23 protein-coding genes are annotated in these 20,907 nt (G+C 71.2%); 7 read left to right on the plus strand and 16 right to left on the minus strand.

The features are described 5' to 3' along the window. Positions 1 to 37: 37 nt before the first annotated feature. The 3 genes from ACWEOZ_RS24915 to rsmD all read right to left on the minus strand — a co-directional run bounded on the left by ACWEOZ_RS24915 (position 38) and on the right by rsmD (position 1,679). Positions 38 to 535: an SPFH domain-containing protein gene (locus ACWEOZ_RS24915; protein ID WP_212992111.1), complete on the minus strand. Its 498-nt coding sequence runs from the start codon at positions 533 to 535 to the stop codon at positions 38 to 40. Between the two features lie 92 nt (positions 536 to 627). Continuing rightward, on the minus strand, positions 628 to 1,107 hold the full coding sequence (gene coaD / locus ACWEOZ_RS24920; RefSeq protein WP_212992112.1) for a pantetheine-phosphate adenylyltransferase: 480 nt from the start codon (positions 1,105 to 1,107) through the stop codon (positions 628 to 630). After that, positions 1,104 to 1,679: a 16S rRNA (guanine(966)-N(2))-methyltransferase RsmD gene (gene rsmD / locus ACWEOZ_RS24925; RefSeq protein WP_451913081.1), complete on the minus strand. Its 576-nt coding sequence runs from the start codon at positions 1,677 to 1,679 to the stop codon at positions 1,104 to 1,106. Before rsmD ends, coaD begins: the two co-directional genes overlap by 4 nt. Before the next feature lie 352 nt (positions 1,680 to 2,031). Between rsmD and ACWEOZ_RS24930 the strand changes: the two genes are divergently transcribed. The 3 genes from ACWEOZ_RS24930 to ACWEOZ_RS24940 all read left to right on the plus strand — a co-directional run bounded on the left by ACWEOZ_RS24930 (position 2,032) and on the right by ACWEOZ_RS24940 (position 6,331). Continuing rightward, positions 2,032 to 2,943: an LPXTG cell wall anchor domain-containing protein gene (locus ACWEOZ_RS24930; RefSeq protein ID WP_451913082.1), complete on the plus strand. Its 912-nt coding sequence runs from the start codon at positions 2,032 to 2,034 to the stop codon at positions 2,941 to 2,943. Positions 2,944 to 3,283: 340 nt separating this feature from the next. Next, positions 3,284 to 4,786 (plus strand): cell wall anchor protein, encoded by a 1,503-nt coding sequence (locus ACWEOZ_RS24935; protein WP_451913083.1) that lies wholly within the window; start codon positions 3,284 to 3,286, stop codon positions 4,784 to 4,786. An 81-nt stretch (positions 4,787 to 4,867) separates the two neighbouring features. Further along, positions 4,868 to 6,331 (plus strand): hypothetical protein, encoded by a 1,464-nt coding sequence (locus ACWEOZ_RS24940; protein WP_451913084.1) that lies wholly within the window; start codon positions 4,868 to 4,870, stop codon positions 6,329 to 6,331. 153 nt (positions 6,332 to 6,484) lie between these two features. Here the strand turns inward: ACWEOZ_RS24940 and ACWEOZ_RS24945 are convergent, their stop codons facing one another. The 3 genes from ACWEOZ_RS24945 to ACWEOZ_RS24955 are packed head-to-tail and all read right to left on the minus strand — an operon-like array spanning position 6,485 to position 10,940. Continuing rightward, on the minus strand, positions 6,485 to 6,829 hold the full coding sequence (locus tag ACWEOZ_RS24945) for a DUF952 domain-containing protein (protein WP_451913085.1): 345 nt from the start codon (positions 6,827 to 6,829) through the stop codon (positions 6,485 to 6,487). Next, a complete protein-coding gene (gene recG / locus ACWEOZ_RS24950) occupies positions 6,826 to 9,027 on the minus strand; it encodes an ATP-dependent DNA helicase RecG (protein ID WP_451913086.1) in 2,202 nt (733 codons plus the stop codon). The genes ACWEOZ_RS24945 and recG overlap by 4 nt, the downstream gene beginning before the upstream one ends. Then, positions 9,024 to 10,940, minus strand: a complete 1,917-nt coding sequence (locus ACWEOZ_RS24955) for a DAK2 domain-containing protein (protein ID WP_451913087.1) — start codon at positions 10,938 to 10,940, stop codon at positions 9,024 to 9,026. Before ACWEOZ_RS24955 ends, recG begins: the two co-directional genes overlap by 4 nt. Positions 10,941 to 11,108: 168 nt before the next feature. On the opposite strand from ACWEOZ_RS24955, the gene rpmB reads away from it, so the two are divergent. Further along, on the plus strand, positions 11,109 to 11,300 hold the full coding sequence (rpmB, locus tag ACWEOZ_RS24960) for a 50S ribosomal protein L28 (protein ID WP_023561910.1): 192 nt from the start codon (positions 11,109 to 11,111) through the stop codon (positions 11,298 to 11,300). A 70-nt stretch (positions 11,301 to 11,370) separates the two neighbouring features. Here the strand turns inward: rpmB and ACWEOZ_RS24965 are convergent, their stop codons facing one another. Together ACWEOZ_RS24965 and ACWEOZ_RS24970 are read right to left on the minus strand one after the other, a co-directional pair. Next, on the minus strand, positions 11,371 to 11,847 hold the full coding sequence (locus ACWEOZ_RS24965) for a GNAT family N-acetyltransferase (protein ID WP_451913088.1): 477 nt from the start codon (positions 11,845 to 11,847) through the stop codon (positions 11,371 to 11,373). A gap of 21 nt (positions 11,848 to 11,868) precedes the next feature. Then, on the minus strand, positions 11,869 to 12,807 hold the full coding sequence (locus ACWEOZ_RS24970; RefSeq protein ID WP_451913089.1) for a thiamine-phosphate kinase: 939 nt from the start codon (positions 12,805 to 12,807) through the stop codon (positions 11,869 to 11,871). A 110-nt stretch (positions 12,808 to 12,917) separates the two neighbouring features. Here ACWEOZ_RS24970 and ACWEOZ_RS24975 point away from each other — a divergent pair, with 110 nt between their 5' ends. Both ACWEOZ_RS24975 and ACWEOZ_RS24980 read left to right on the plus strand, forming a co-directional pair. Then, on the plus strand, positions 12,918 to 13,151 hold the full coding sequence (locus ACWEOZ_RS24975) for an Lrp/AsnC ligand binding domain-containing protein (protein WP_125810437.1): 234 nt from the start codon (positions 12,918 to 12,920) through the stop codon (positions 13,149 to 13,151). Between the two features lie 2 nt (positions 13,152 to 13,153). Next, on the plus strand, positions 13,154 to 13,795 hold the full coding sequence (locus ACWEOZ_RS24980; RefSeq protein WP_451913090.1) for a DUF3515 family protein: 642 nt from the start codon (positions 13,154 to 13,156) through the stop codon (positions 13,793 to 13,795). 8 nt (positions 13,796 to 13,803) lie between these two features. Here ACWEOZ_RS24980 and ACWEOZ_RS24985 read toward each other — a convergent pair whose 3' ends face one another. Then, positions 13,804 to 14,907 carry a D-alanine--D-alanine ligase family protein gene (locus ACWEOZ_RS24985; protein ID WP_451913091.1) on the minus strand — a complete coding sequence of 368 codons (1,104 nt, stop codon included), beginning with the start codon at positions 14,905 to 14,907 and terminating at the stop codon, positions 13,804 to 13,806. 198 nt (positions 14,908 to 15,105) lie between these two features. Here ACWEOZ_RS24985 and ACWEOZ_RS24990 point away from each other — a divergent pair, with 198 nt between their 5' ends. After that, positions 15,106 to 15,561, plus strand: coding sequence for a protein-tyrosine phosphatase family protein (locus ACWEOZ_RS24990; protein ID WP_451913092.1), 456 nt, complete (start codon positions 15,106 to 15,108; stop codon positions 15,559 to 15,561). 49 nt (positions 15,562 to 15,610) lie between these two features. On the opposite strand, the gene ACWEOZ_RS24995 is transcribed toward ACWEOZ_RS24990, so the two are convergent. From ACWEOZ_RS24995 to ACWEOZ_RS25025, 7 genes are all read right to left on the minus strand, one after another. Then, the gene (locus ACWEOZ_RS24995) at positions 15,611 to 16,303 is read right to left on the minus strand and encodes a hypothetical protein (RefSeq protein ID WP_451913093.1); all 693 of its coding nucleotides are present in this window, start codon (positions 16,301 to 16,303) and stop codon (positions 15,611 to 15,613) included. Continuing rightward, positions 16,300 to 17,193, minus strand: a complete 894-nt coding sequence (locus tag ACWEOZ_RS25000) for an ATP-binding cassette domain-containing protein (protein ID WP_451913094.1) — start codon at positions 17,191 to 17,193, stop codon at positions 16,300 to 16,302. The genes ACWEOZ_RS24995 and ACWEOZ_RS25000 overlap by 4 nt, the downstream gene beginning before the upstream one ends. Further along, positions 17,190 to 17,546 carry a GntR family transcriptional regulator gene (locus tag ACWEOZ_RS25005; protein WP_451913095.1) on the minus strand — a complete coding sequence of 119 codons (357 nt, stop codon included), beginning with the start codon at positions 17,544 to 17,546 and terminating at the stop codon, positions 17,190 to 17,192. Before ACWEOZ_RS25005 ends, ACWEOZ_RS25000 begins: the two co-directional genes overlap by 4 nt. An 83-nt stretch (positions 17,547 to 17,629) precedes the next feature. Further along, positions 17,630 to 17,989, minus strand: coding sequence for a hypothetical protein (locus tag ACWEOZ_RS25010; protein WP_451913096.1), 360 nt, complete (start codon positions 17,987 to 17,989; stop codon positions 17,630 to 17,632). A gap of 5 nt (positions 17,990 to 17,994) precedes the next feature. Continuing rightward, positions 17,995 to 19,098: a cystathionine gamma-lyase gene (locus ACWEOZ_RS25015; RefSeq protein ID WP_451913097.1), complete on the minus strand. Its 1,104-nt coding sequence runs from the start codon at positions 19,096 to 19,098 to the stop codon at positions 17,995 to 17,997. Next, a complete protein-coding gene (locus tag ACWEOZ_RS25020) occupies positions 19,095 to 20,090 on the minus strand; it encodes an NAD(P)H-dependent glycerol-3-phosphate dehydrogenase (protein ID WP_360550021.1) in 996 nt (331 codons plus the stop codon). The genes ACWEOZ_RS25015 and ACWEOZ_RS25020 overlap by 4 nt, the downstream gene beginning before the upstream one ends. Further along, complete coding sequence (locus ACWEOZ_RS25025; RefSeq protein ID WP_451913098.1) at positions 20,087 to 20,863, minus strand: lysophospholipid acyltransferase family protein; 777 nt, start codon at positions 20,861 to 20,863, stop codon at positions 20,087 to 20,089. Before ACWEOZ_RS25025 ends, ACWEOZ_RS25020 begins: the two co-directional genes overlap by 4 nt. Positions 20,864 to 20,907: the final 44 nt, after the last annotated feature.

The raw sequence follows: 20,907 nt of genomic DNA on the forward strand, positions 1-20,907 counted from the left end.
GCTCAGCGTCGAATCGGGTCGGCGGGCGCCGGCCGGCTCAGAACGGCAGCGGCCGCTCGTTCTCCTCACCCTGGAACGTGCCGATCTCGCGCAGCGCGTGCATCTTGTCGCGGCCCCGCTCTATCGACGACAACGCCCTGGTCAGGAACTGTTCGAAGTTGGCCAGCGCGGTGTCGACGTAGTCGTCGACCTCCTCGCGCAGCCGCTGCGCCTCGGAACGGGCCTCCGCGACGATCCGGGCACCCTCGTGCTCGGCCGACACGGTGATCTCGTTGACCGAGACCAGCCGGGCGTGCTCCGTCTCACCCTCGCCGATGATCCGGTCCGCTTCGCGCTTGCCCGCGTCGATGATCTTGTCGCGTTCCTCGAGCAGCGCCACCGCCCGGCGCAGGTCGCTCGGCAGCTCAGCGCGCAGCTCTTCCAGCAGCGCGATCATCTCGCCGCGGTCGAACATGAAGTTGGTCCGGGACATCGGCACCGAGCGTGCCGCCTCCACCATGGAGATGATCTCGTCGATGCGGTCGAGCGGATCCACCGGCGCCTCACTCCTGTCATCTCACACTCACGCTGAGTGGGTGCGATCACGTTACTGCCGTACCCGATGATGCATCCGCGAAGGGCACGCCGTCAGTTTTGCCGCAGTCTGGTCACGAGCCGCTCGCCGACGAAGTCCGGGACGTAGGACGAGGCGTCCCCGCCCCACTTGACCACGTCCTTGACCAGACTGGAGGACAGGAACGAGTACAGCGGATTGGTCGGCATGAACAACGTTTCCACGCCGGAGAGCCCGATGTTCATCTGCGCCATCTGCAACTCGTAGTCGAAGTCGCTGACCGCGCGCAGGCCCTTGATGACCACTGCCGCGCCTTGGGCCTTGCAGAAGTCGACCAGCAGTCCATGGAAGGACTCGACCCGTACGTTGTCGTACGCGGCCGTGGCCTGCCGCAGCATGCCGATGCGTTCCTCGACGGCGAACAGCCCGGTCTTCGAGTGGTTGATCAGGACGCCCACGATGACCTCGTCGAAGAGCCGGCTGGCCCGCCCGATGATGTCGAGGTGCCCGTTGGTGACCGGATCGAAGGACCCGGGACAGACCGCGCGTCTCATGATCGGCGACCGTACCAAAGAGTGGTCTCGCCGTAGCGCCGGCTGCGCTCCTCGGTGATGCCGTCCACCCAGCTCAACGGCTCACCCCGGACCGCCGTACGGCTGGAGCGCTCGAAGGTCACGACGGCGTCGTCCGCGAGCCAGCCGTGCTCGACCAGCGCCTGCTGCACCTCGGCCACCTCGTCGTCACTCACCGCGTACGGGGGATCGGCGAAGACGACGTCGAACGGACCGCCCTCGGGCGGGCCGGCGAGCACCTGGCCGACCCTGCCGGTGATCAGCCGGGCCGCGCTGCCGACGCGGAGCGTCACGATGTTGTCGCGGATGGCTCGCGATGCCTTGGCGTCGGCCTCGACGAGCAGGGCATAGGCGGCCCCCCGGGACAGGGCCTCCAGGCCGACCGCCCCCGAACCGGCGTAAAGGTCGGCGAACCGGGCGCCGGCCAGGTCGGTCATGGTGCCGAGGGCGCTGAAGTAGGCCTCCCGCACCCGATCGGCGGTGGGCCGGGTCTGCCCGCCGACCGGCGCGGCCAGCCGGCGGCCGCCGTGTGCACCGGCGATGATCCTGGTCATGCGGCCTCGCGAGGGTCTGCAGATAGCACGATGTGACGCTACGCCACCACCGGTGACCGGCCACTGCGGAGTGAACTTTCACCCAGCCGGAGCGGCCATTTGCTCACGGAACGCATCGATGCCAGAGCTGACGGCTCAACGAAGATCTCGAATAGGTATCAACCCGGTTAGCCCCGCATTCGGTGTTACTCAGATTCGCCGTCTTGGCTATGGTCGGTCGGCCGCCGACGAAACGCTGTCGGCTCGACGATGCGGGGAGGCGTCGTCGCTGGCTCTCGCCGCACCCATTGCCTGGCGATTGCCGCCCTTGCTTTCCCGCGCCGTACCCCTCGATCTCTGTACAGGAGTAGGCGTGAATCTGAAGTCCCCCCTGCGCCGCACCGCGGTTCTGGCCGCCGGCGCGCTCATCGGCCTGAGCGGCGCGTTCGCGCTCGCCGGCCCGGCCAGCGCCCACCACAACATCGTCACCGGCAACGTCGACTGCGACAAGGTCGCCGGCGAGTGGGTCGTGAACTGGACGGTTCAGGCGGTCGGCAACGCTCCGACCTACAAGTGGACCGAGGTCACGCTCACGCCTGCCGGCACCACGATCGACAACGATGACCTCAAGGTCAACGGCAAGGACCTCGAGAACAACAAGCCGCTGACCGGCAAGCAGCGCGTGCCCGGCAAGGAGCTCAGCTCCTCGCTGACCGTCGCGGCCCACTGGACCAGCGGCGACGCGAAGGAGACCGGCACGGTCACCTTCGAGGGCAAGTGCGAGAAGACCCCGTCCGAGGAGCCGTCGACCCCCACCGAGGAGCCGTCGACCCCGACCGAGGAGCCCTCGACCCCGCCGGCCATCCCGTCCGACCTGCCCGGCGAGGCCGAGCCGATCCTCGAGGCCGACTGCACCACGATGACCATCGGCCTGGACAACCCGGCCAACGGCGTCGAGTACACCCTGAAGTTCAAGACCAGCAAGGGCGAGACCCGGACCCTGGTCATCAAGCCGGGCGAGAAGAAGACCGAGACCTTCAGCGCCACGACGGGCTTCAAGATCGACCTGACCATCTCGGCGACCTACGAGGGCGAGAAGTTCTCGGAGACCGTGCCGGTCGAGTACGAGCAGCCCGAGGACTGTGACAACAGCGGTTCCGGTGGCGGCCTGCCGCTGACCGGTGCTGCCGCGGGCAGCATCGCGGGTGGCGCGGGTGCCCTCCTGGTCATCGGTGCCGGCCTGTTCTTCATGGCCCGCCGTCGCAAGGTGAAGTTCACCGCCTGATCCATCGGCAAGCAGCTCCACGAAGGGCGCGTCGACCGTCACGGTCGGCGCGCCCTTTCGCTGTCCACTTGCGACAGAAAATCCCCATTGATCAACACTTACCGCATTGATGAGGTGCCGCTCAGTAGATCGTTTGTCTCGGCTGGGCCTCAACAGTCTTAAGCCGTCCTGAGCTGTTTCCCAGAAACCTTCAAGTGGCTATCGTCAGGCCGCATCACCGACGAAACGCTGTCGGTTCGACGGCGCGGGGAGGCGCTGTCGCAAGCCCCGCTGTCCCCCGGCGGTGGCGCACTGTCTCCCTGTGTCGTGCCCCCTCGTTCCGCCGTCACATGGAGTACGCGTGAAGTTGAACTCCCCGCTCCGGCGCGCCGCGACCGTCCTCGCCGGTGCCGTCCTCGGCCTGACCGGACTCACGGTCGCCGCGTCCCCCGCCAGCGCCCACGACACCGGCATCAACGGTGTCGCGAAGTGCGACACCGCTACCGGCACCCGGATCGTCACCTGGACCCTCACCAACGACTGGCCCGCCAACGCCACGGTCGGCGAGCTCACCACGACGCCCACCGCCGTCGAGGGGCTGCAGAACGGCACGGTCATCCCGGCCAAGAGCCACGGCAAGGACGGCGAGCTGGTCGTCACCCAGCAGGTGACCGGCGACGCGGCCAAGGAGGCCACCGTCTCCTTCAAGTCGCGCTGGTCCGACGACGGCTACGAGAACGAGGTCAAGAAGGGCTCGGTCAAGCTGACCGAGCCGTGCGTCAAGGACGAGGCCCCCTGCGTCACCGCGGACAAGGCCAGCTTCCACCACACCTTCGGCGTCAAGGAGGACGGCTCGACCGCGACCGTCAGCCTCGACGACGGCATCACCCTCTGCGAGGGCGAGCCGGTCACACTGGTCTCCTACTTCGCGCCGAAGCCGCAGTTCTCGGTGCCGCAGTACAAGTTCGACTCCGACACCGGCACGATCACCAACGAGAAGCGCTCGGTCGACCTGAACGTCGACGTGCCGAAGTGCAACACCCAGGTCGACCTGTTCTTCGGCGGCGAGGACGACATCATCGGTGAGATCACCGAGGGTGGTAAGCGCTACGACAACCTCAAGCTGGGCAGCGGCAGCGGCCTCGGTGGCCGCTCGAAGGGCCCGCAGGGCTGGTTCAACGGCGGCTCCAAGGGCTGCCAGACCCCCGCGGTCGAGCCGCTGTCGCAGTGTGACGGCACCGTGGCGATCAACCTGAGCAACGACGGCCTGACCGACAAGTACCCGATCGAGTTCACGGTCACGGCGGGCGAGTTCACCAAGAAGGTCACCGTGACCAAGGGCAAGGGCGAGACCGTCGTGGTCCCGGCCGGCTCCGGCTCGATCACGGTCTCGGCACCGGACATGAAGGACGTCGTCTACGACTGGGTGCGGCCGGCCGACTGCGAGCTGCCGAACGTCGTCGTCGAGAACGACTGCAAGACCGTCACGATCACCGTCGAGAACCCCGAGGGCGTCCAGCCGGCGACCGCGCGGGTCACCTACGGCGACGACGTCAAGGACGTCACCGTGGCGGCCGGCAAGACCGAGAAGATCACCTTCAAGCGCGGCGACGACACGTACGCCACGGTCGAGTTCCCCGACCTGAACGTGGAGCCGATCAAGGCCACGCTCGGCGAGGTCGACTGTGACAACGGCGGCGGCGCGGGCGGCGGTAACGGCGGCGGCGACGACACCGGCGAGCCGGGCCTGCCCGTCACCGGCCCGGTGGCCGGCACCATCGCGGGTGTCGCGGTCCTGCTCCTCATCGCGGGCGGCGTGTTCTTCTTCATCGCCCGGCGGCGCAAGGTGACCTTCACCGCCTGATCCACCAGCAAGGCATCACAGGGGTGCGTCGGCCGGAAGCGGTCGGCGCACCCCGCTTCTCTCTCCCCGAAGCGAGCGGACGTGCTGAACAACGTGCTCCCCCGCGCCGCGGCAATCACCGCCGGCGCGCTCCTCGGCCTCACCACCCTGATGGCCGCCACCCCCACCCAGGCCGCCCCGACCCAGGCCGCGGCCCGCCCCCAGGCCGTGGACCGCACCCAGGCCGCAGTCCGCGCCCAGGCCCAAGCTCCCGCCCAGGCTGCGGCCCGCACCCTGGCCATGGCCCCCGCCCAGGCACCTGTCCCGCCTCGGACCGATGGGCCTACGGCGCAGACCGACATCACGGGGATCGCCAAGTGCGACACGGTCGCCGGCGAGTGGACCGTCACCTGGACGATCACCAACAACTGGACCGAAATGGCCAAGGTAGACAAACTGACCACCGCGCCGGCCCCGGTCCCCGGCCTGGCCGACGGCGGTTTCCTCAACCGCCGCCAGGAGAGCGGCACCATCGGCAAGACGATCTTCACTCAGGTGCTGCGGGACAGCCCCGCCGAAGCGTCGGTCTCGTTCGTGGCCGTGTGGGCGAAGACCAAGGACGCCGACAACAAGGCCACCGTCCAGCTCGGCGCATGCGAGAAGCCCGAGCCGCCGTGCGTGGAGCAGGCTCAGGCGCGCTTCCACCACGAGTTCGCCATCAAGGACGGCCAGGCCACGGCTTCAGTGGCGCTGGACGAAGACGTCAAGCTCTGCAGCGCAGAGCCGGTGACGCTGGTGACCTACTTCGCGCCGAAGCCGGAGTTCTCGGTGCCGCAGTACGTCTTCGCGCACCAGACCGCGACGATCAGCAACGAGCAGCGCACGGTCACCCTGGTCGCGGAGCTGCCGGCCTGCAACACCCAGGCCGACCTGTTCTTCGGCGGCGAGGACGACATCATCGGTGAGATCACCGAGGGTGGTAAGCGCTACGACAACCTCAAGCTGGGCAGCGACAACGGCCTCGGTGGCCGCTCGGAGGGCCCGCAGGGCTGGTACAACGGCGGCACGAAGGGCTGCCACCAGCCGGCCGTGCAGCCGGTGTCCCAGTGCGACGGCACAGTCGACGTGAACCTGAGCAACACCGGCGAGCAGACGAAGTACCCGGTCGACTTCACGGTCCGGGCCGGCGACTTCACCACGACGGTGACCGTCGCACCCGGCAAGGGCGAGACGGTACGGGTGCCGGCCGGCAGCGGCCCGATCACGGTGACTGCTGACGGCATGAAGGACGTCGCCTACGAATGGCAGCGCCCGGAGAACTGCCCGCCCCCGGGTGACGGCGACGGCGACGGCGGTAACCCGGGCGGCGAGGGCCCAGGTAACGGCGGCGGTCCGGGTAACGGCGACGGATCCGGCAGCGGAGGCGGCGCCGGCGAGGACGACGGTGGCCTCCCGGTGACCGGCGCGGCGGCCGGCACGATCGCGGCCGGAGCGGTGGTCCTGCTGATCGGCGGCGGAGTGCTCTTCCGGGTGGCCCGGCGTCGCCGCGTCACCTTCACCCCGTGAGCTGAGCCGCGACGCGTTGGGGCGCGCCGACCACCCGGTCGGCGCGCCCCATGCTGTTTTCGCTCAAGCCCGACCCCGGCCGGGCTCAGCGGCCGAAGGCCGGCCGGAACCCGGGGCCAGAGGTCCGCGGGCCGCCGGACGGCGCCGGACGGACTAAAGGCCGACAGGACGTCCAAAGCTGCCATCCGGCTCAGGCCGGTACTCGTGCACCTCGACAACCGCCGCGACCGGGATCGGCTCGTACACGTGCGGGAAGAGCATGCCGCCCGGATCCGGCGGATCACCCTGCTCCCAGACCACCGGCCGGCTCAGCCGGCTCTCGTCGATCTCCAGCAGCACGATGTCCTGCCGGCCCCGGGCCAGCGCCGTCGCCGGCACCGCCACCTGCTCCGGTGTCGAGCAGTGGATGAAGCCCTGGCTTTCCAGCGTGTCGGCCGCATACCGCCCGGCCGGCACCGCCGCTTCCCACTCCGCGCGGGGACAGAAGTGCAGGATCATCCCTTCTCCAAATACTCGGCGCGTTCCTCGTCCACCAGGGCTGCGACCGAGGCCAGCAGCGCCGGGTGCTTCGCCAGCGTGGGGTCTTCGGCCACGAGTTGCTGGGCCTCCGCCCGGGCGTCGGTGATCAGCTTGCTGTCCCGCAACAGGGAGAGCAGCCGCAGGTGGCTGTGCTTGCCGGACTGCGAAGCGCCCAGCACGTCACCTTCGCGGCGTTGTTCCAGGTCCAGCTCCGCGAGCCGGAAGCCGTCCGTTGTGGACGCGACCGCGTCGAGGCGTTCGCGGGCCGGGGTGCCCTCCGCCGCCTCGGTCACGAGCAGGCAGATGCCCGGCGCCGAGCCCCGGCCGACCCGGCCCCGCAGCTGGTGCAGCTGGGAGACGCCGAAGCGGTCGGCATCCATGATGATCATGACGGTGGAGTTGGGCACGTCGACGCCCACCTCGATCACCGTCGTGGCGATCAGCACGTCCAGGTCACCGGCCGCGAACCGGCGCATGACCGCGTCCTTCTCGTCCGCCGGCAGCTTGCCGTGCAGGATGCCGAGGCGCAGCCCGTGCAGCGGACCCTCCTCGAGGATCGGCGCGACCTCCATCACCGCCAGCGGCGGGCGGCGGGCGGGTTCATTGTCGCTCGGCGGCTCCTCGTCCTCCTCGGCCTCCGCCGAGCCGATCCGCGGGCACACCACGTACGCCTGGTGACCGGCCTGGACCTCCTCGCGCACCCGCCGCCAGGCCCGGTCCAGGAAGGCCGGACGCTCGGGCGGCACGACGTGCGACGCGATCGGCGAACGGCCGCGCGGCAACTGCGACAAAGTGGACGTTTCCAGGTCGCCGTACACGGTCATCGCGACCGTGCGCGGGATCGGCGTCGCCGTCATCACCAGGACGTGCGGCGGCTGCGCGGCCTTGGCCCGCAGCGCGTCGCGTTGCTCCACCCCGAAGCGGTGCTGCTCGTCCACGACCACCAGGCCGAGATCGTGGAAGTCGACCCCTTCGTACAGCAGAGCGTGCGTGCCCACCACGATGCCGGCGGTCCCGTCGGCGACCTTGGCCAGCGCGGCCCGCCGGGCCGCCGCGCCGAGCGAACCGGTGACCAGGGTGAGCTGCGTGCCGTTCGGATCGCCGTCGAGCTCCCCGGCCCGGCCGAGCGCGCCCAGCTGGGCGCTGATGCTGCGGTGATGCTGGGTGGCGAGCACCTCCGTCGGCGCGAGCAGCGCGGCCTGCCCACCCGCGTCGACGACCTGCAGCATGGCCCGGACCGCCACCAGCGTCTTGCCGGAACCGACCTCACCCTGCAACAACCGGTGCATCGGATGCGCGCGGGCCAGATCCGCCGCGATCTCCTCACCGACCCGGGCCTGCCCCTCGGTCAGCTCGTAGGGCAACGCCGCGTCGAAAGCGGCGAGCAACCCGGCCTCGGTGCGCGGCCGCGACCTGCCGGGCGCGGCGGCCGCCCGCGCCTTGCGCTGCACAAGCGTCAGCTGTACGGCGAAAGCCTCGTCCCACTTCAACCTGTACCGGGCCAGTTGCAGATCCTTGTCGGAGCTGGGCCGATGGATCTCCCGCAGGGCCTTGCCGATGCCGATCAGGTTGCGGCTGGCGCGGACCGTGCCCGGCAACGGATCATCCGGCGGCTGGAAGGTCTCCAGCACCTCCCGCACGTACCGGGCGATCGTCCACGTCGGCACGGCGGCCGCGGCGGGATAGACCGGGATCAGCGCCCCGGCGAACTCCTCGATCTCCTCGGCCGCCTCGTCCTGCGTCGCATCCGCCTTGAGCAGCTGGTACGCCGGCCCGTTGAGCTGGCGCTTGCCGCGGAAGTCGGTCACCTTGCCGGCGAACAGCCCCCAGCGGCCGGTGCGCAACTCGCGCTCCCGCCACGCCTGGTTGAAGAACGTGCACGTCAGCGTGGCCCCGGAACCGTCCCCGATGGTGATCTCCAGCATGGAGCCGCGGCGCTGGCGCATCGGCCGTACCGTCGTGCTCTTGACCTGGGCCAGCAGGGTGACCTGCTCGCCGACCTCGAGCTTGCGCATGTCGGTGTGCTCACCGCGCTCGTCGTAACGACGCGGGAAGTGATAGATCAGATCACCGGCGGTGTGCAGGTCGAGATGGGTGGCGAGCGCCTTGGCCTTGGCGGCACCCAGCACCTTCTCCAACGGGGTGTCGGTGGTGGTGACGGTCTTGGTGTCGGTCATTCCACTCCTACCAGCAGGTGGTAGCGGGGCTGGCCGCCCGCGTAGCTGTTCAGCTCGACGAAGCGCCACTGGCTGGTGACGTGGGCCCGCAACCGCTCCTCGAGCGCGGGCGGGGCGTCCGCGCCGAGCACCAGGGTGACGAGCTCGCCGCCGCCACCGAGCAGCCGGTCGAGCAGGCGCAGGCAGACCTCTTCGAGATCGTCCCCGATGACGTGCACCTCGCCGTCGACGAGACCGAGCAGGTCGCCGGGATGACAGCGGCCGGCGACGGTGAGGGCCTCGCGGCTGGCGGTGCAGACCTCGCCGTACCGGCAGGCGCCGGCGGCCTCGGCCATCGCGATGACATCGTCATCGAACGGCCGCCCCGGATCACGGACGGCGAGGGCAGCGAGGGCCTGCACCGGCGAGCGGGTGGGGACGACACTCACCCGTACGCCGCCAGCAGCGGCTTCCTGCGCGGCGGAACGGGCGACGGCGTGGGTGTTGGCGTCGTTGGGCAGGAGCACGATGTGGCCGGCGCCGGTGGACGCGATGGCGGTCAGCATCTCGGCTGTGGACGGATTGCGGCCGACGACGGTGGCACCCTCGGCGGCGAAGATGGCGGTGAGCCCGTCCCCGGCGGCGACCACAACCGTGGCCCGGGTGCCGGGATCTGCCGCGTCGGCTCGGAGCGGCTGCTCCGGCGGGGGGCCGTCCGGCCGGCCGATGGTGAGCCGGTTGCTGTCGTGCCGGTCCTGGGCTCGTCGATCTTCGTTGCGCCGGTTGTCTCCGGGTCCGGTGTTGTGCCGGCTGGTCTTGGATCGGTCGCTCGCCGCCCGGTCGCTCCCGGCCCAGTCACGCAGGGTCCCGTTCTCAGCCCGGCTGTTCTCAGCCCGGCTGTTCTCAGCCCGACCGTCGGCAACCCGGCTGTTCTCGGCCCGGCCGTCGGCAGCCGGGTTGTGCGGGGGCGGGGTGCTCTCGTGCCGGTGGTCTTCGAGGTGGGTGACGGTGATGCGGTGCGGCCGGCCCGCGACGACGCCGGCCTCGATCGCCGCGCCGACCTCGGCGACCGCCACGTGGACGTGGACGTTCCAGGTGGGCGGATCACCGTCGCCGGTCCCGACGATCACCAGCGAGCCGCCCATGTCCCCCAGCGCGCTCCGCAGCGACTCGACGCTCTCGGGCGGCGCATCCAGCAGATACTGCACCTCATATCCCAAGTCGTCATGGCCGCCGCCTGGTGGGAGGTGCTTCGGAGCCGGAAGGCCGGCAGACGATCCCGCGGCGGCCGGAGGAGGCGGGAGGCTGGTGTTCAGGGCTTCGACGAGGGCTTCCAGGAGGAGGACCAGCCCGCGGCCCCCGGCGTCGACCACACCGGCGCGGGCCAGGATCGGGAGCTGCTGGGGCGTGCGGGCCAGGGCTTCCGCCGCCGCGCGGGCCGCCGCCCGGGCCACCGCGACCAGATCGTCCGACGCGGCCTTGCGGGCCCCCTCGGCCGCCGCTGCCACCACCGACAGCACCGTGCCCTCGACCGGCTTGGCAACCGCCGCGTAGGCCGCCTCGGTCGCCGTGCGCAGAGCCCGGGTCAGCTCGCCGCCGCGCACAGCCACCGCCGTGGCGAAGGTGTCGGCCATGCCGCGCAGGATCTGCGACACGATCACGCCGGAATTGCCCCGGGCGCCCAGCAGTGCGCCCCGGGCCATCAGGCGCATGGTGCCGCCCAGCGCGGTCGAACCGGCGGCGGGCTGCTGCTCGGGGGCGTCGTCCAGCGCCTGCTGGGCCGACGTGAGCGTGAGCACAAGGTTGGTGCCGGTGTCGCCGTCCGGCACCGGGTAGACGTTCAGCTCGTCGATCTCGTGCTGATGCGCCCGGAGCGCGGCCAGCCCACGACCGCACCAGCGGCGGACCGCGGCGGCGTCCAGGGAGTCCAGCACGCGAAAAGCGTACTAACCAGCACCGACAATTGCCGGGTGCCGGGCTTCTCCGCGGGTACGGCCAGGGGCGATTGGCTGTCCCGGCCGACCATCGGGTAATCTGGCCAGGATGCCCGGATGTTTGCTGTCCGGGGCACCCTCAGTTGCTTTCAATCCCAGGAGTACCCCGTGGCTAGCGTGTGCGACGTCTGTGGCAAGGGACCGGGCTTCGGCCACAACGTGTCCCACTCGCACCGGCGGACCAACCGCCGCTGGAACCCGAACATCCAGTCGGTGCGCACCCCTGCCGGTGGTGGCAACACCAAGAAGCTCAAGGTCTGCACCTCGTGCATCAAGGCCGGCAAGGTCGTCCGCGCCTGACCTCAGCAGTGTGACAGCCCGCCCGGTCCTGGAGACCAGGCGGGCTTTCTGCGTGCCTCGGGAACGCCGCTCAGAGGGTCCGCGCGAAGGACAGCACGCCTTCCTCGCCCGCGTAGTAGCCGAAGTCCTCGATGCGCTCGTAGCCGCACTTCAGGTACAACGCGATCGCTTCGGGCTGCTTGTCGCCGGTCTCCAGGATCACCCGCTTGCAGCCTCGTTCGCGGGCTGACTCCTCGATCGCCGTCAGGACCCGGCGGGCCACCCCGCGGCCTCGGGCCGCCGGCACTGTGAACATCCGCTTGAGTTCGGCGTCCTCGCCGTGCGCCCGCCATCCGGCACAGCCCAGCAGCATCTCGTCGAGGTCGGCCGCCGAGCCCGTGTAGGCGACGATGAACGCCCCGGCCGGCGGGGCGAAGTCCGTCGCTGCCACGGGCGTGTCGTCGCCCGTGCCGCCGTACCGCCGGCTCAGCTCGGCCATGGCCTCGGCTATCAGTCGCTGCACCGCGGGCTCGTCGAATCGGGCCTCGCGGATCTTGATCTCGTCCACGCCGACCAACATTAACCATCGTCAGCGGAAGTGGTCCCAGCCCGTGCCGCCCTGCCACGGCCGGCGGTCGACCGTGACGCCGGTGCCCTCGTGCACGCTGCCGACCGCGCGCCAGCCCGGCGGCAGCTGCGTGCCGGGCGGGAAGGTCGCCGCCAGGGCGTGGTCGTCGCCGCCGGCGAGCAGCCACACGTACGGGTCGACGCCGAGCGCCGAGGCCGCGTCGCGCATCTGGTCGGGCACCTCGAACGCCGACCGGTCGATGTCGATGCCGACCACACTGGCCGCCGCGACGTGGCCGAGATCCTGCAGCAGCCCGTCGGAGATGTCGATCATCGAGGTGGCTCCCAGCCGGGCCGCGGCCGGACCGGCGGCGTACTCCACCTCGGGGCGCCGGTACGCCTCGACCAGCAGTTTCGGCGTCCGGAAGCCGCGGGACAGCACGGTGTAGCCGGCCGCCGCGTGCCCCGTGCGGCCGGCCAGCGCGACCACGTCCCCCGGCTGGGCTCCGCTCCGCAGGACCGGCTCGCGGCCTTCCAGGTCGCCCAGCGCCGTGACGGCGATGGTCAGGGTGGGGCTGGAGGACATGTCGCCGCCGACCACCGCCGCGCCGACCCGGCCGGCTTCGGTGGAGAGGCCGCCGGCGAGTTCCTCGGCCCATTCCACCGGCAGGTCCGTCGGCACGCAGAGGGCCACCAGCAGGGCCGTGGGAGTCGCGCCCATGGCGGCGATGTCGGCCAGGTTCGCCGCTGCCGCGCGGTGCCCGACGTCGGCCGCGCTGGACCAGTCGCGCCGGAAGTGCCGGCCCTCGACCAGGACGTCCGTGCTGGCCACGACCCGCCTGTCCGGGGCCGCCACGACCGCGGCGTCGTCGCCCGGACCGAGCAGACTCGCGGCGCCGGTCTCGAGCCGCGCGACGATCCGGGTGATGAGCCCGAACTCCCCCGTCTCCGCGATGCTCAACGTCCCACCGTTCCTCTCGAGTTCGGTCTGCCCCGCAAGTGCGCTGCCGACCGGTTTCGTACTGTAGTTTCACGTTCGGGTCGCCGGCGGCGGCGGATAGGAGTCTGATCGTGGTCCAGGCGTACATCCTCATCCAGACGGAGGTCGGAAAGGCCCGTGACGTGGCCGCCGCGATCGACAAAATCAATGGAGTGGTACGTGTCGACGCGGTCACGGGGCCCTACGACGTCGTGGTACTGGGCGAGGCGCACAGTGTCGACGAGCTCGGCCGGATGATTGTGAGCAAAATCCAGTACGTGCCGGGCATCACCCGGACCGTGACGTGCTCCGTGGTAAATCTCTGACCATGGTTGACGTGCGCACCCGCCCCGAATCCCAGCCCCCCGCACCGGACCGGACGATGCGCAGCGCCGCCCTGTGGGCGACGGTGATCGCCGTGCCGGTCGCGGTGCTGGCCGGCCTGCTGATCTTCACGAAGATCGTCCCGGAGACCGGCAGCGCGGCGCCCAGCCCGTCGGTCACCCAGCCGGCGGTCGTCCCGGCAGCCCCGGTGCAGATGGCCGCGCCGACGCTGGCGGCCCGCCCGGCCGAGGTGTGCCTGGCGGTGACGTCGCAGTTGCCCGTCAAGGTGCGCGACCTGGCCGCCCGCAAGGTCAGCGCCGGACCGGAGCAGAACGCCGCCTACGGCGAGCCGCCGCTGACGGTGGCCTGCGGGGTGGCCCAGCCGAAGATGTGCGCGTCGCTGGACGACAGCGGCAGGGGCTGTGTGCCGCTCGACACCGAACTGCTCACCATGAACAAGGTCTGCTGGTACGCCTCCCAGCAGGGCGACGCGGCCGTCTTCACGACGATGGACCGGGAAGTCCCCGTCCAGGTCACCGTTCCGAAGCAGTACGCGCAGCCGGCCCAGTGGGCCAACGAGTTCTCCGACATCGTGGTGAAGACCGACAAGTCGAGCACCGTCGGAGTCCCCAGCGGCTGCGTCTAGGACGGGCCCTAGTGCAGGCCGGTGCCGCGGCGTAGCGCGGTGCGGATCAGGCGGTCGACGACCTTGGGGTATTCCAGGCCGGTGGCCGCCCACATCAGCGGGAACATCGACGTCGGGGTGAAGCCCGGCATCGTGTTGATCTCGTTGAGGAAGATCTCGTTGTCGGCGGTCACGAAGAAGTCGACCCGGCCCAGACCGGCGCAGTCCAGCGCGGTGAAGGTGCGGCAGGCGTACTCCTGGACCCGGCGGGCGACCTCGGGCTCCAGCCGCGCCGGGATCTGGTACGGCGTGCCGTCGCCGAGATACTTGGCGTCGAAGTCGTAGAAGTCGCCGCCCTCGGTGGAGACGAGGATCTCGGCCAGCAGCGAGGCCTCGGGCACCCCGCCGGCCTCACCCTCCAGCACGCCGCACTCGATCTCGCGGCCGACGATCCCGGCCTCGACGAGCACCTTGGGGTCGATCTGACGGGCCTTGGCGACGGCCGCGTCCAGCTGCGCCCAGTCGGTGACCTTGCTGATGCCGTGCGACGAGCCGGCCCGTGACGGCTTGACGAAGACCGGCAGGCCCAGACGTTCCTTGTCAGCCTCCGACAGGGAGCTGCCGGCCCGCAGGACCGCGTACGGCCCGACCGGGATGCCCTCGGCGGCGGCGAGCTTCTTGGTGAACTCCTTGTCCATGCCGGCCGCGGAGGCGAAGACGTTGGCGCCCACGTACGGGATGCCGGCCATCTCGAGCATGCCCTGGATGGTGCCGTCCTCGCCGTACGCGCCGTGCAGGGCCGGGAAGACCACGTCGACGTTGGCGAGCACGGCCACACCGTCCGCCGGGTCGAGCACCATCAGGCCGGACGAGGTCGGGTCGGCCGGCAGCACCACGGCCCGGCCCGAGTCGGCGGTGATCTCCGGCAGGGTCTGGCCGCTGATGGCCAGCGCCGCGGGGTCACCGCTGCTGAGCACCCAGGCGCCCTCGCGGGTGATCCCGACCGGCACGACCTCGTACTCGTCGGGGTCCAGGGCGCCGAGGATGCTGCCCGCGCTGACGCACGAGATGGCGTGCTCGGTGCTGCGCCCGCCGAACACGATCGCCACACGGGTTTTGCGAGGGGTCGTCATGGAAATGGCCTCTCGTTGCCGGACATAGCTAGGCTGCCTGCGCGCGGGAGGGTGGCGGCGGGCACGCCGGGGGTGACCCTACTCTGCGTACACCACTTTCTGATGACGGCGGGCGCTGGCACGGCAGACGGGGACGGGGAGTCGATGAGACCAGCACTGCACGTGATCGCCTGGCATGGCCCGGGTCGGTTGGCGACGATGGCGCATCCGCGTGGCGGCGACTGGCTGGCCGATGAGATGGCCGGCCTGGCCCGGGCCGGCGTCGATGTCTTCGTCTCGGCGCTGACCTGGGAGGAGGACCGCCGGCTGGGCCTCACCGAGGCCGCCGCGGCCGCCGCTGCGGTGGGCATCGACTTCCTCTCCTTTCCGATCGCGGACCGGGGCATCCCCCGGGCCCGGGACATGGCCGACAGTGACGTGGTGGCTCTCGGCGTACGGCTGGCCGCGCACGTGCGGGCCGGCCGTTTCGTGGTGACGCAGTGTTTCGCCGGCATCGGCCGCTCGACGCTGCTGGCCTGCGCGACGCTCGTGATGCTGGGTATCGGCCCGGAACGGGCGCTGGAGATGGTGGCCCAGGCCCGCGGTCTGCCGGTGCCCGACACCGAGGCCCAGCGCGACTGGCTCTACGAGTTCGCGCTGAACCACGGCGGTTGAGCGGACGGCCGCGCCCCCGTGACCGGCCGGCCGCTCGTCGGGGGCCCGGTCAGCCGGCGGGCCGGATGGTGACGTCGCGCAGCACCCGCTGGTAGAGCAGGACGCCGAGAGCCGTCACGGCCAGAGTGATCAGCACCGCCACTGCGTACGGCACGAACCGCACGGCGAAGCCGAGGCTCCCGTCGAGGCCGAACAAGGTCTCGGCCGCCGCCAGCGGGAGCACGGCTGCCGGCAGCAGGGCGAGTCCGCCCCGGGCGCCGAAGCGGTAGAAGCCCGCGGTGGCCGCGGCTCCGGCGACCAGGAAGGCCAGCGCGGACGGCAGGATCTGGCCGAACTCGCGCAGCGCCGTCCCGGGCGTCATCGTCGGATAGCCCGCGGGCAGCGGCCCGTCGAGCCGCAGCAGCAGCTGCTCGACGCCGTGCCCGGCCACCACGGCGACGGCGAAGATCACCGTGGCCAGCAGCCCGAAGATCGCCGCGCCGGCCAGGAACTCGCGCCGGGTGATGCCGTTGGCGACGAACTGCCGCAGGTTGAGGCTGACCAGCGTGGCGCCGACGACGCCGAGCCAGTATTTCGCGGCCGAGCCGGCCATCAGCAGCCAGAGGCTGAACGTCGGCTCGCCGGACAGGGCGATCACCGTCATCCCGGCCACCGCGAGGACGGTCATCGTGGTCCAGAACCAGAGCACGACAGGGCGATAGATGCGGAGCAGGGTCGCTGCCACCAGCCGGTGCGTGGTCATCGCAGGGCCTCCGTTCGGTGGGTGCCGTCCGCGGCGCCCGAGGTGAGGTGGACGAAGAGGTCCTGGACACCGACCGGGGCCAGGGACAGCCCGGCCGTGCCGGCCCGCTCGACGTCGTGGGGGTCCAGCTCGCCGTAGAGGGTGGCCTGCCGGACGCCGCCCAGGCTCCGCTCGCTGAGCACTGTGCGCCCGGAGACGAAGGCGTCGACCGCCGCGGCCGGCCCGGTGACGGCGACGCCGCGGGCCTTGAAGGTGTCGGTGTCCTCGTGCACGAGCAGCCGGCCCCGGTCGATGACGATCACCTGCTCGAACAGGTCGGCGACCTCCTCGATCAGGTGCGTGGAGAGGATGATCGTGCGCGGGTGGGCCAGGTAGTCGGCGAGCAGCTCGCGGTAGAAGGCCGTCCGGGCGGCGGCGTCCATGCCGAGGTAGACCTCGTCGAGGATGGTCAGCGGGGCGCGGGCGGCCAGGCCGAGCACGACGCCGAGGCTCGAGCGCTGCCCCCGCGACAGCGCCGAGACGCGCTTGCGCCGGTCGAGCTCGAAGACGTCGGTCAGGTGCTCGGCGTAACCGGCGTCCCAGGTCGGGCGCAGCCGGCCGGCGAACTCCAGGACCCGGTCGACCCGGTCCTGCGTGGTGACGTCCAGCTGGTCGCGGATGAACGCGGTGCCGCGCATGAGGGCCGGATTCTCGAAGGGGTCGACCCCGTCCACGGTGACCGTGCCGGACGAGGCCCGCCGGTAGGACGCGAGCACGCTGAGCAGGCTGGTCTTGCCCGAACCGTTGCGCCCGAGCAGCCCGTAGATCTTGTCCGGGGCCAGGTCGAGGGTGATGCCGTCGACGGCGACCGTGGCGCCGTACCGGACGGTGAGCTCGCGCAGGGAGATCATCGCGGACCCTCCTTGAGGTAGGCCACGATCTCGTCGACGTCGACGCCGACCATTCGGGCCTCGGCGAGCATGGGCTCGACGACGTCGATGAAGAACCGCTCGCGGCGCTGGCCGCGGAGCCGGGCCCGGGCGTCCGGGCTGACGAACATGCCGATGCCGCGTTTCTTGTAGAGCACCCCCTCGTCGACCAGCTGGGCGAAGCCCTTGGCCGCCGTGGCCGGGTTGATCTGGTAGAACGCCGCGTACTGGTTGGTGGACATGACCTGTTCGTCCTCCTTGAGGGTCCCGCTCAGGACGTCGTCCTTGATGCCGTTGGCGATCTGCTGGTAGATGGGGCTGCGATCGTCGAACACGACAGCCTCCCTACTTCTGTGGTTCATTACTCATGTAACGAACCATAGAGCCGGAACGGCCGGGACGCAACGTCGGATCAGCGTCAGGCCGTGGTGAAGGTCTGCGGCAACGCTCCGGCGTCCCACAGCTCGTCCAGGTGCGCGAGGAAGCCGACCAGGCTGCGCTCCAGCTCACGCCGCTCAGCGGGCGACAGCGTGGCCAGCGGGTCGGAGAAGACCAGGCCCTCGGGATGCTTCGCCCGGGTGCCGACGAACTTGCGGCAGGCGGTGCACCAGACGTAGCTGACCAGGGTCGGACGCCGGGCGTTCTCGGGCGCGTTCACGTACGCCCGCACACTGTGCCGCCCACAGGCGGGACACTGCCGCTCGCCCGGCTGGACGAACAAGCTCTCGCCCTGCGCCAGCGCCGCCACCTGATCGCCGGTGAAGCTGCTCCACGACATGGGACTCAGGCGGCGTCGAGGGCGGCCGTCAGATCCCGGACGAGATCCGGCGCGTCCTCGATGCCGCAGGAGAGCCGCACGAAGCCGGGCGCGGTGTCATCGCCCCACTGCGCCCGCCGGTCGGCGGTCGTGTGCAGACCGCCGAACGAGGTGGCCGCGAAGACCAGCTCGGAGGCGGCCAGGAACCGCGCCACCCGCTCGGCGCTGCCCAGATCGAAGGAGATGATGCCCGGGATGCGGCGCATCTGCGCCCGGGCGATCTCGTACGACGGGTCGCCGGCCAGCCCCGGGAAACGCACCGCCCGCACGTCGTCGCGGCCGGCCAGGAACTCGGCCAGCACCACCGCGTTCTCGCTCTGCCGGGCCAGCCGCAGGTCCAGGGTGGCCAGCGACCGGTGGGCCAGCCAGGCGTCGAACGCGCCCGGCACCGCGCCGGTCTGCGCCCGCCAGACGGTCACCTTGGCCAGCAGCTCCTCGTTGTTGCCGGCCAGGTAACCCAGCAGCACATCGGAGTGCCCGGTCAGGGCCTTCGTGCCGGACGCGACCACCAGGTCGGCCCCGAGCTCCAGGGGACGCTGGCCGAGCGGCGTCGGGGTGGTGTTGTCCACCGCCACGAGTGCGCCCGCGGCGTGCGCGGCGGCGGCCACCGTACGGATGTCACAGACGTCCAGGCCAGGATTGGCCGGCGTCTCCAGCAGCACCAGCCGGACGCCCTCGAACGACGGGTACGGCCCCGCGGTCGGCACCAGCACCGTCTTGACGCCGAGATCCCGCAGGGTGCCCTCGGCGAACGCCCGCACGGTGAAGTAGCCGTCGGAGGGCAGCGCCACCGTGTCGCCGCTGCGCAGGGTCGAGAGCAGCAGGGCGGTGATCGCCGCCTGCCCGCTCGCGAAGGCCAGCACGGCGCCACCCTCCAGCTCGCCGATCGCGCCCTCGAGCGCCCGGCGGGTCGGATTGTCCGGACGCCCGTACCCGTTGACGCCGGGACCCTCGACCGGGTCCAGGTGGTACGGCGCCGCGAACACCGGTCCCGGCAGGAACGGCTGTCCCGGCACCGGCTCGGGCAGCCCGGCGTGCACGACCCGGGTGCCGTCTCCCTCGAAACTCATTCCGGCTTCATCTCCCGTCCCATGAGCAGCTTGACGGCCACCCGCGGGTCCACCCCCTCGTGGCACACCCGCTCGACCTGCTCGGTGATCGGCATCTCGACGTGGTGGGCGCGGGCCAGGTCCCGGATGGCCAGGCAGCTCTTGACCCCCTCGGCGGTCTGCCGCGCGGCCCGCTGGGCCTCCTCCAGCGACTCGCCCCGGCCCAGGTGCTCGCCGAAGGTGCGGTTGCGCGACAGCGGCGACGAGCAGGTGGCGACCAGGTCGCCGAGCCCGGCCAGCCCGGCGAAGGTCATCGGGTCGGCGCCGAGCGCCACCCCGAGCCGGGCCGTCTCGGCCAGCCCGCGGGTGATCAGCGAGGCCTTGGTGTTGTCACCCATGCCCATCGCGGAGGCCATCCCGTACGCGAGCGCGATGACGTTCTTCACCGCCCCGCCCAGCTCGCACCCGATCACGTCGTCGCTCGTGTACGGCCGCAGGTACGGCAGCGCGATGGCCTGCTGCACGAGCTGCGCGCGAGCGGGGTCCGTGCCGGCCACCACGGTCGCGGCCGGCTGCTCGGCGGCGATCTCGGGGGCCAGGTTGGGTCCGGAGACCACCACCACCCGGTCCATGTCGACCCGGGCCGTCTCGACGATGACCTGGCTCATCCGCTTGGTCGTGCCCAGCTCGATGCCCTTCATCAGCGAGACCAGCGTCGAGTCGGCCGGCAGGTGACCGGCCCAGTCGGCGAGGTTGCCGCGCAGCGTCTGGGACGGGACCGCCAGGAAGACCAGGCCGGCACCGGACAGGGCGGCGGCGAGGTCGCTGGTGGCGGTGACCCGCTCGGGCAGCTTGACGCCGGGCAGGGAAGCCTCGTTGACCCGGTCCGCCCGGATGGCCGCGGCCACCGACTCGCGGCGGGCCCACATGGTCACCTCCGACCCGGCCTCGGCGAGGATCTTCGCGAACGCCGTACCCCAGGCGCCCGCGCCCAGCACCGCCGCCCGCCTCATGCTCCACCGCCCCGCATGTCGTTCTGCCCCTCGCTCTGCCTGCCCTGCTCGCCCGCGTCGCCGGGCCGCCAGGCCCGCCGCGACACCTCGTAGAGCGGGGGTGGTGCTTCGTCGCGCAGCTCGGCCAGCAGGTCCCGGGTGGCCAGCTGGATCGCCTCGGTCATCTGCTCCAGCACCGCGCGGGTGGGCGCCTCGCCCTGCCAGCGGCTGAGGTCCACCGGTTTGCCGACGCTCACCTGCACGGGCACCCGCCGGCCCAAGCGGATCCGGCCGGTCCGCACGTCGTGCACCGCTTGGGCGCCCCACGTCGCCATCGGCACCACCGGGGCGCCGGTGACCAGCGCCAGCCGGGCCGCGCCGGTCTTGCCCCGCATCGGCCACAGCTCCGGCTCGCGGGTGGTCGTGCCCTCGGGGTAGATCACCACGACACCGCCCTCGTGCAGGGCCTCGATGAGCGAGTCGAGGGACTTCACCGCCTCCACACTGCCCCGTTCGACCGGGATCTGCAGGGTCTTGCGCAGCATGAAGCCGACGAACGGGACCCGCCAGATGCTGGCCTTGGCCAGGAACCGCGGCCACCGCCCGGACTCGTAGATGTAGTGCGCGACCACCAGCGGGTCGAACTGCGACATGTGGTTGGGCGTGATGATGAAGCCGCCGCCGGGCGGCAGATTCTCCATGCCGGTCCAGGTGCGCTTCGTCCAGAGGCTCATCGCGGGCAGCACGAGCAGGACCGCCAACCGTCGCCAGAATCCGAGCTTGCGCCCCGCCACGGTGCCTCCCTGCTCCCCGCGGCGGGCCCCCGCGCCGCCGTCGC

Source organism: Actinoplanes sp. NPDC004185 (assembly GCF_053603475.1).

What these genes read in the sequence shown, in the direction of transcription:
- coaD (WP_212992112.1), bottom strand. Translation starts at nt 1,107, where the DNA reads ATGAGACGCGCGGTCTGTCCCGGGTCCTTCGATCCGGTCACCAACGGG.
- rsmD (WP_451913081.1), bottom strand. Translation starts at nt 1,679, where the DNA reads ATGACCAGGATCATCGCCGGTGCACACGGCGGCCGCCGGCTGGCCGCG.
- ACWEOZ_RS24945 (WP_451913085.1), bottom strand. Translation starts at nt 6,829, where the DNA reads ATGATCCTGCACTTCTGTCCCCGCGCGGAGTGGGAAGCGGCGGTGCCG.
- recG (WP_451913086.1), bottom strand. Translation starts at nt 9,027, where the DNA reads ATGACCGACACCAAGACCGTCACCACCACCGACACCCCGTTGGAGAAG.
- ACWEOZ_RS24980 (WP_451913090.1), top strand. Translation starts at nt 13,154, where the DNA reads ATGGTTGACGTGCGCACCCGCCCCGAATCCCAGCCCCCCGCACCGGAC.
- ACWEOZ_RS24985 (WP_451913091.1), bottom strand. Translation starts at nt 14,907, where the DNA reads ATGACGACCCCTCGCAAAACCCGTGTGGCGATCGTGTTCGGCGGGCGC.
- ACWEOZ_RS24990 (WP_451913092.1), top strand. Translation starts at nt 15,106, where the DNA reads ATGGCGCATCCGCGTGGCGGCGACTGGCTGGCCGATGAGATGGCCGGC.
- ACWEOZ_RS24995 (WP_451913093.1), bottom strand. Translation starts at nt 16,303, where the DNA reads ATGACCACGCACCGGCTGGTGGCAGCGACCCTGCTCCGCATCTATCGC.
- ACWEOZ_RS25000 (WP_451913094.1), bottom strand. Translation starts at nt 17,193, where the DNA reads ATGATCTCCCTGCGCGAGCTCACCGTCCGGTACGGCGCCACGGTCGCC.
- ACWEOZ_RS25010 (WP_451913096.1), bottom strand. Translation starts at nt 17,989, where the DNA reads ATGTCGTGGAGCAGCTTCACCGGCGATCAGGTGGCGGCGCTGGCGCAG.
- ACWEOZ_RS25015 (WP_451913097.1), bottom strand. Translation starts at nt 19,098, where the DNA reads ATGAGTTTCGAGGGAGACGGCACCCGGGTCGTGCACGCCGGGCTGCCC.
- ACWEOZ_RS25020 (WP_360550021.1), bottom strand. Translation starts at nt 20,090, where the DNA reads ATGAGGCGGGCGGCGGTGCTGGGCGCGGGCGCCTGGGGTACGGCGTTC.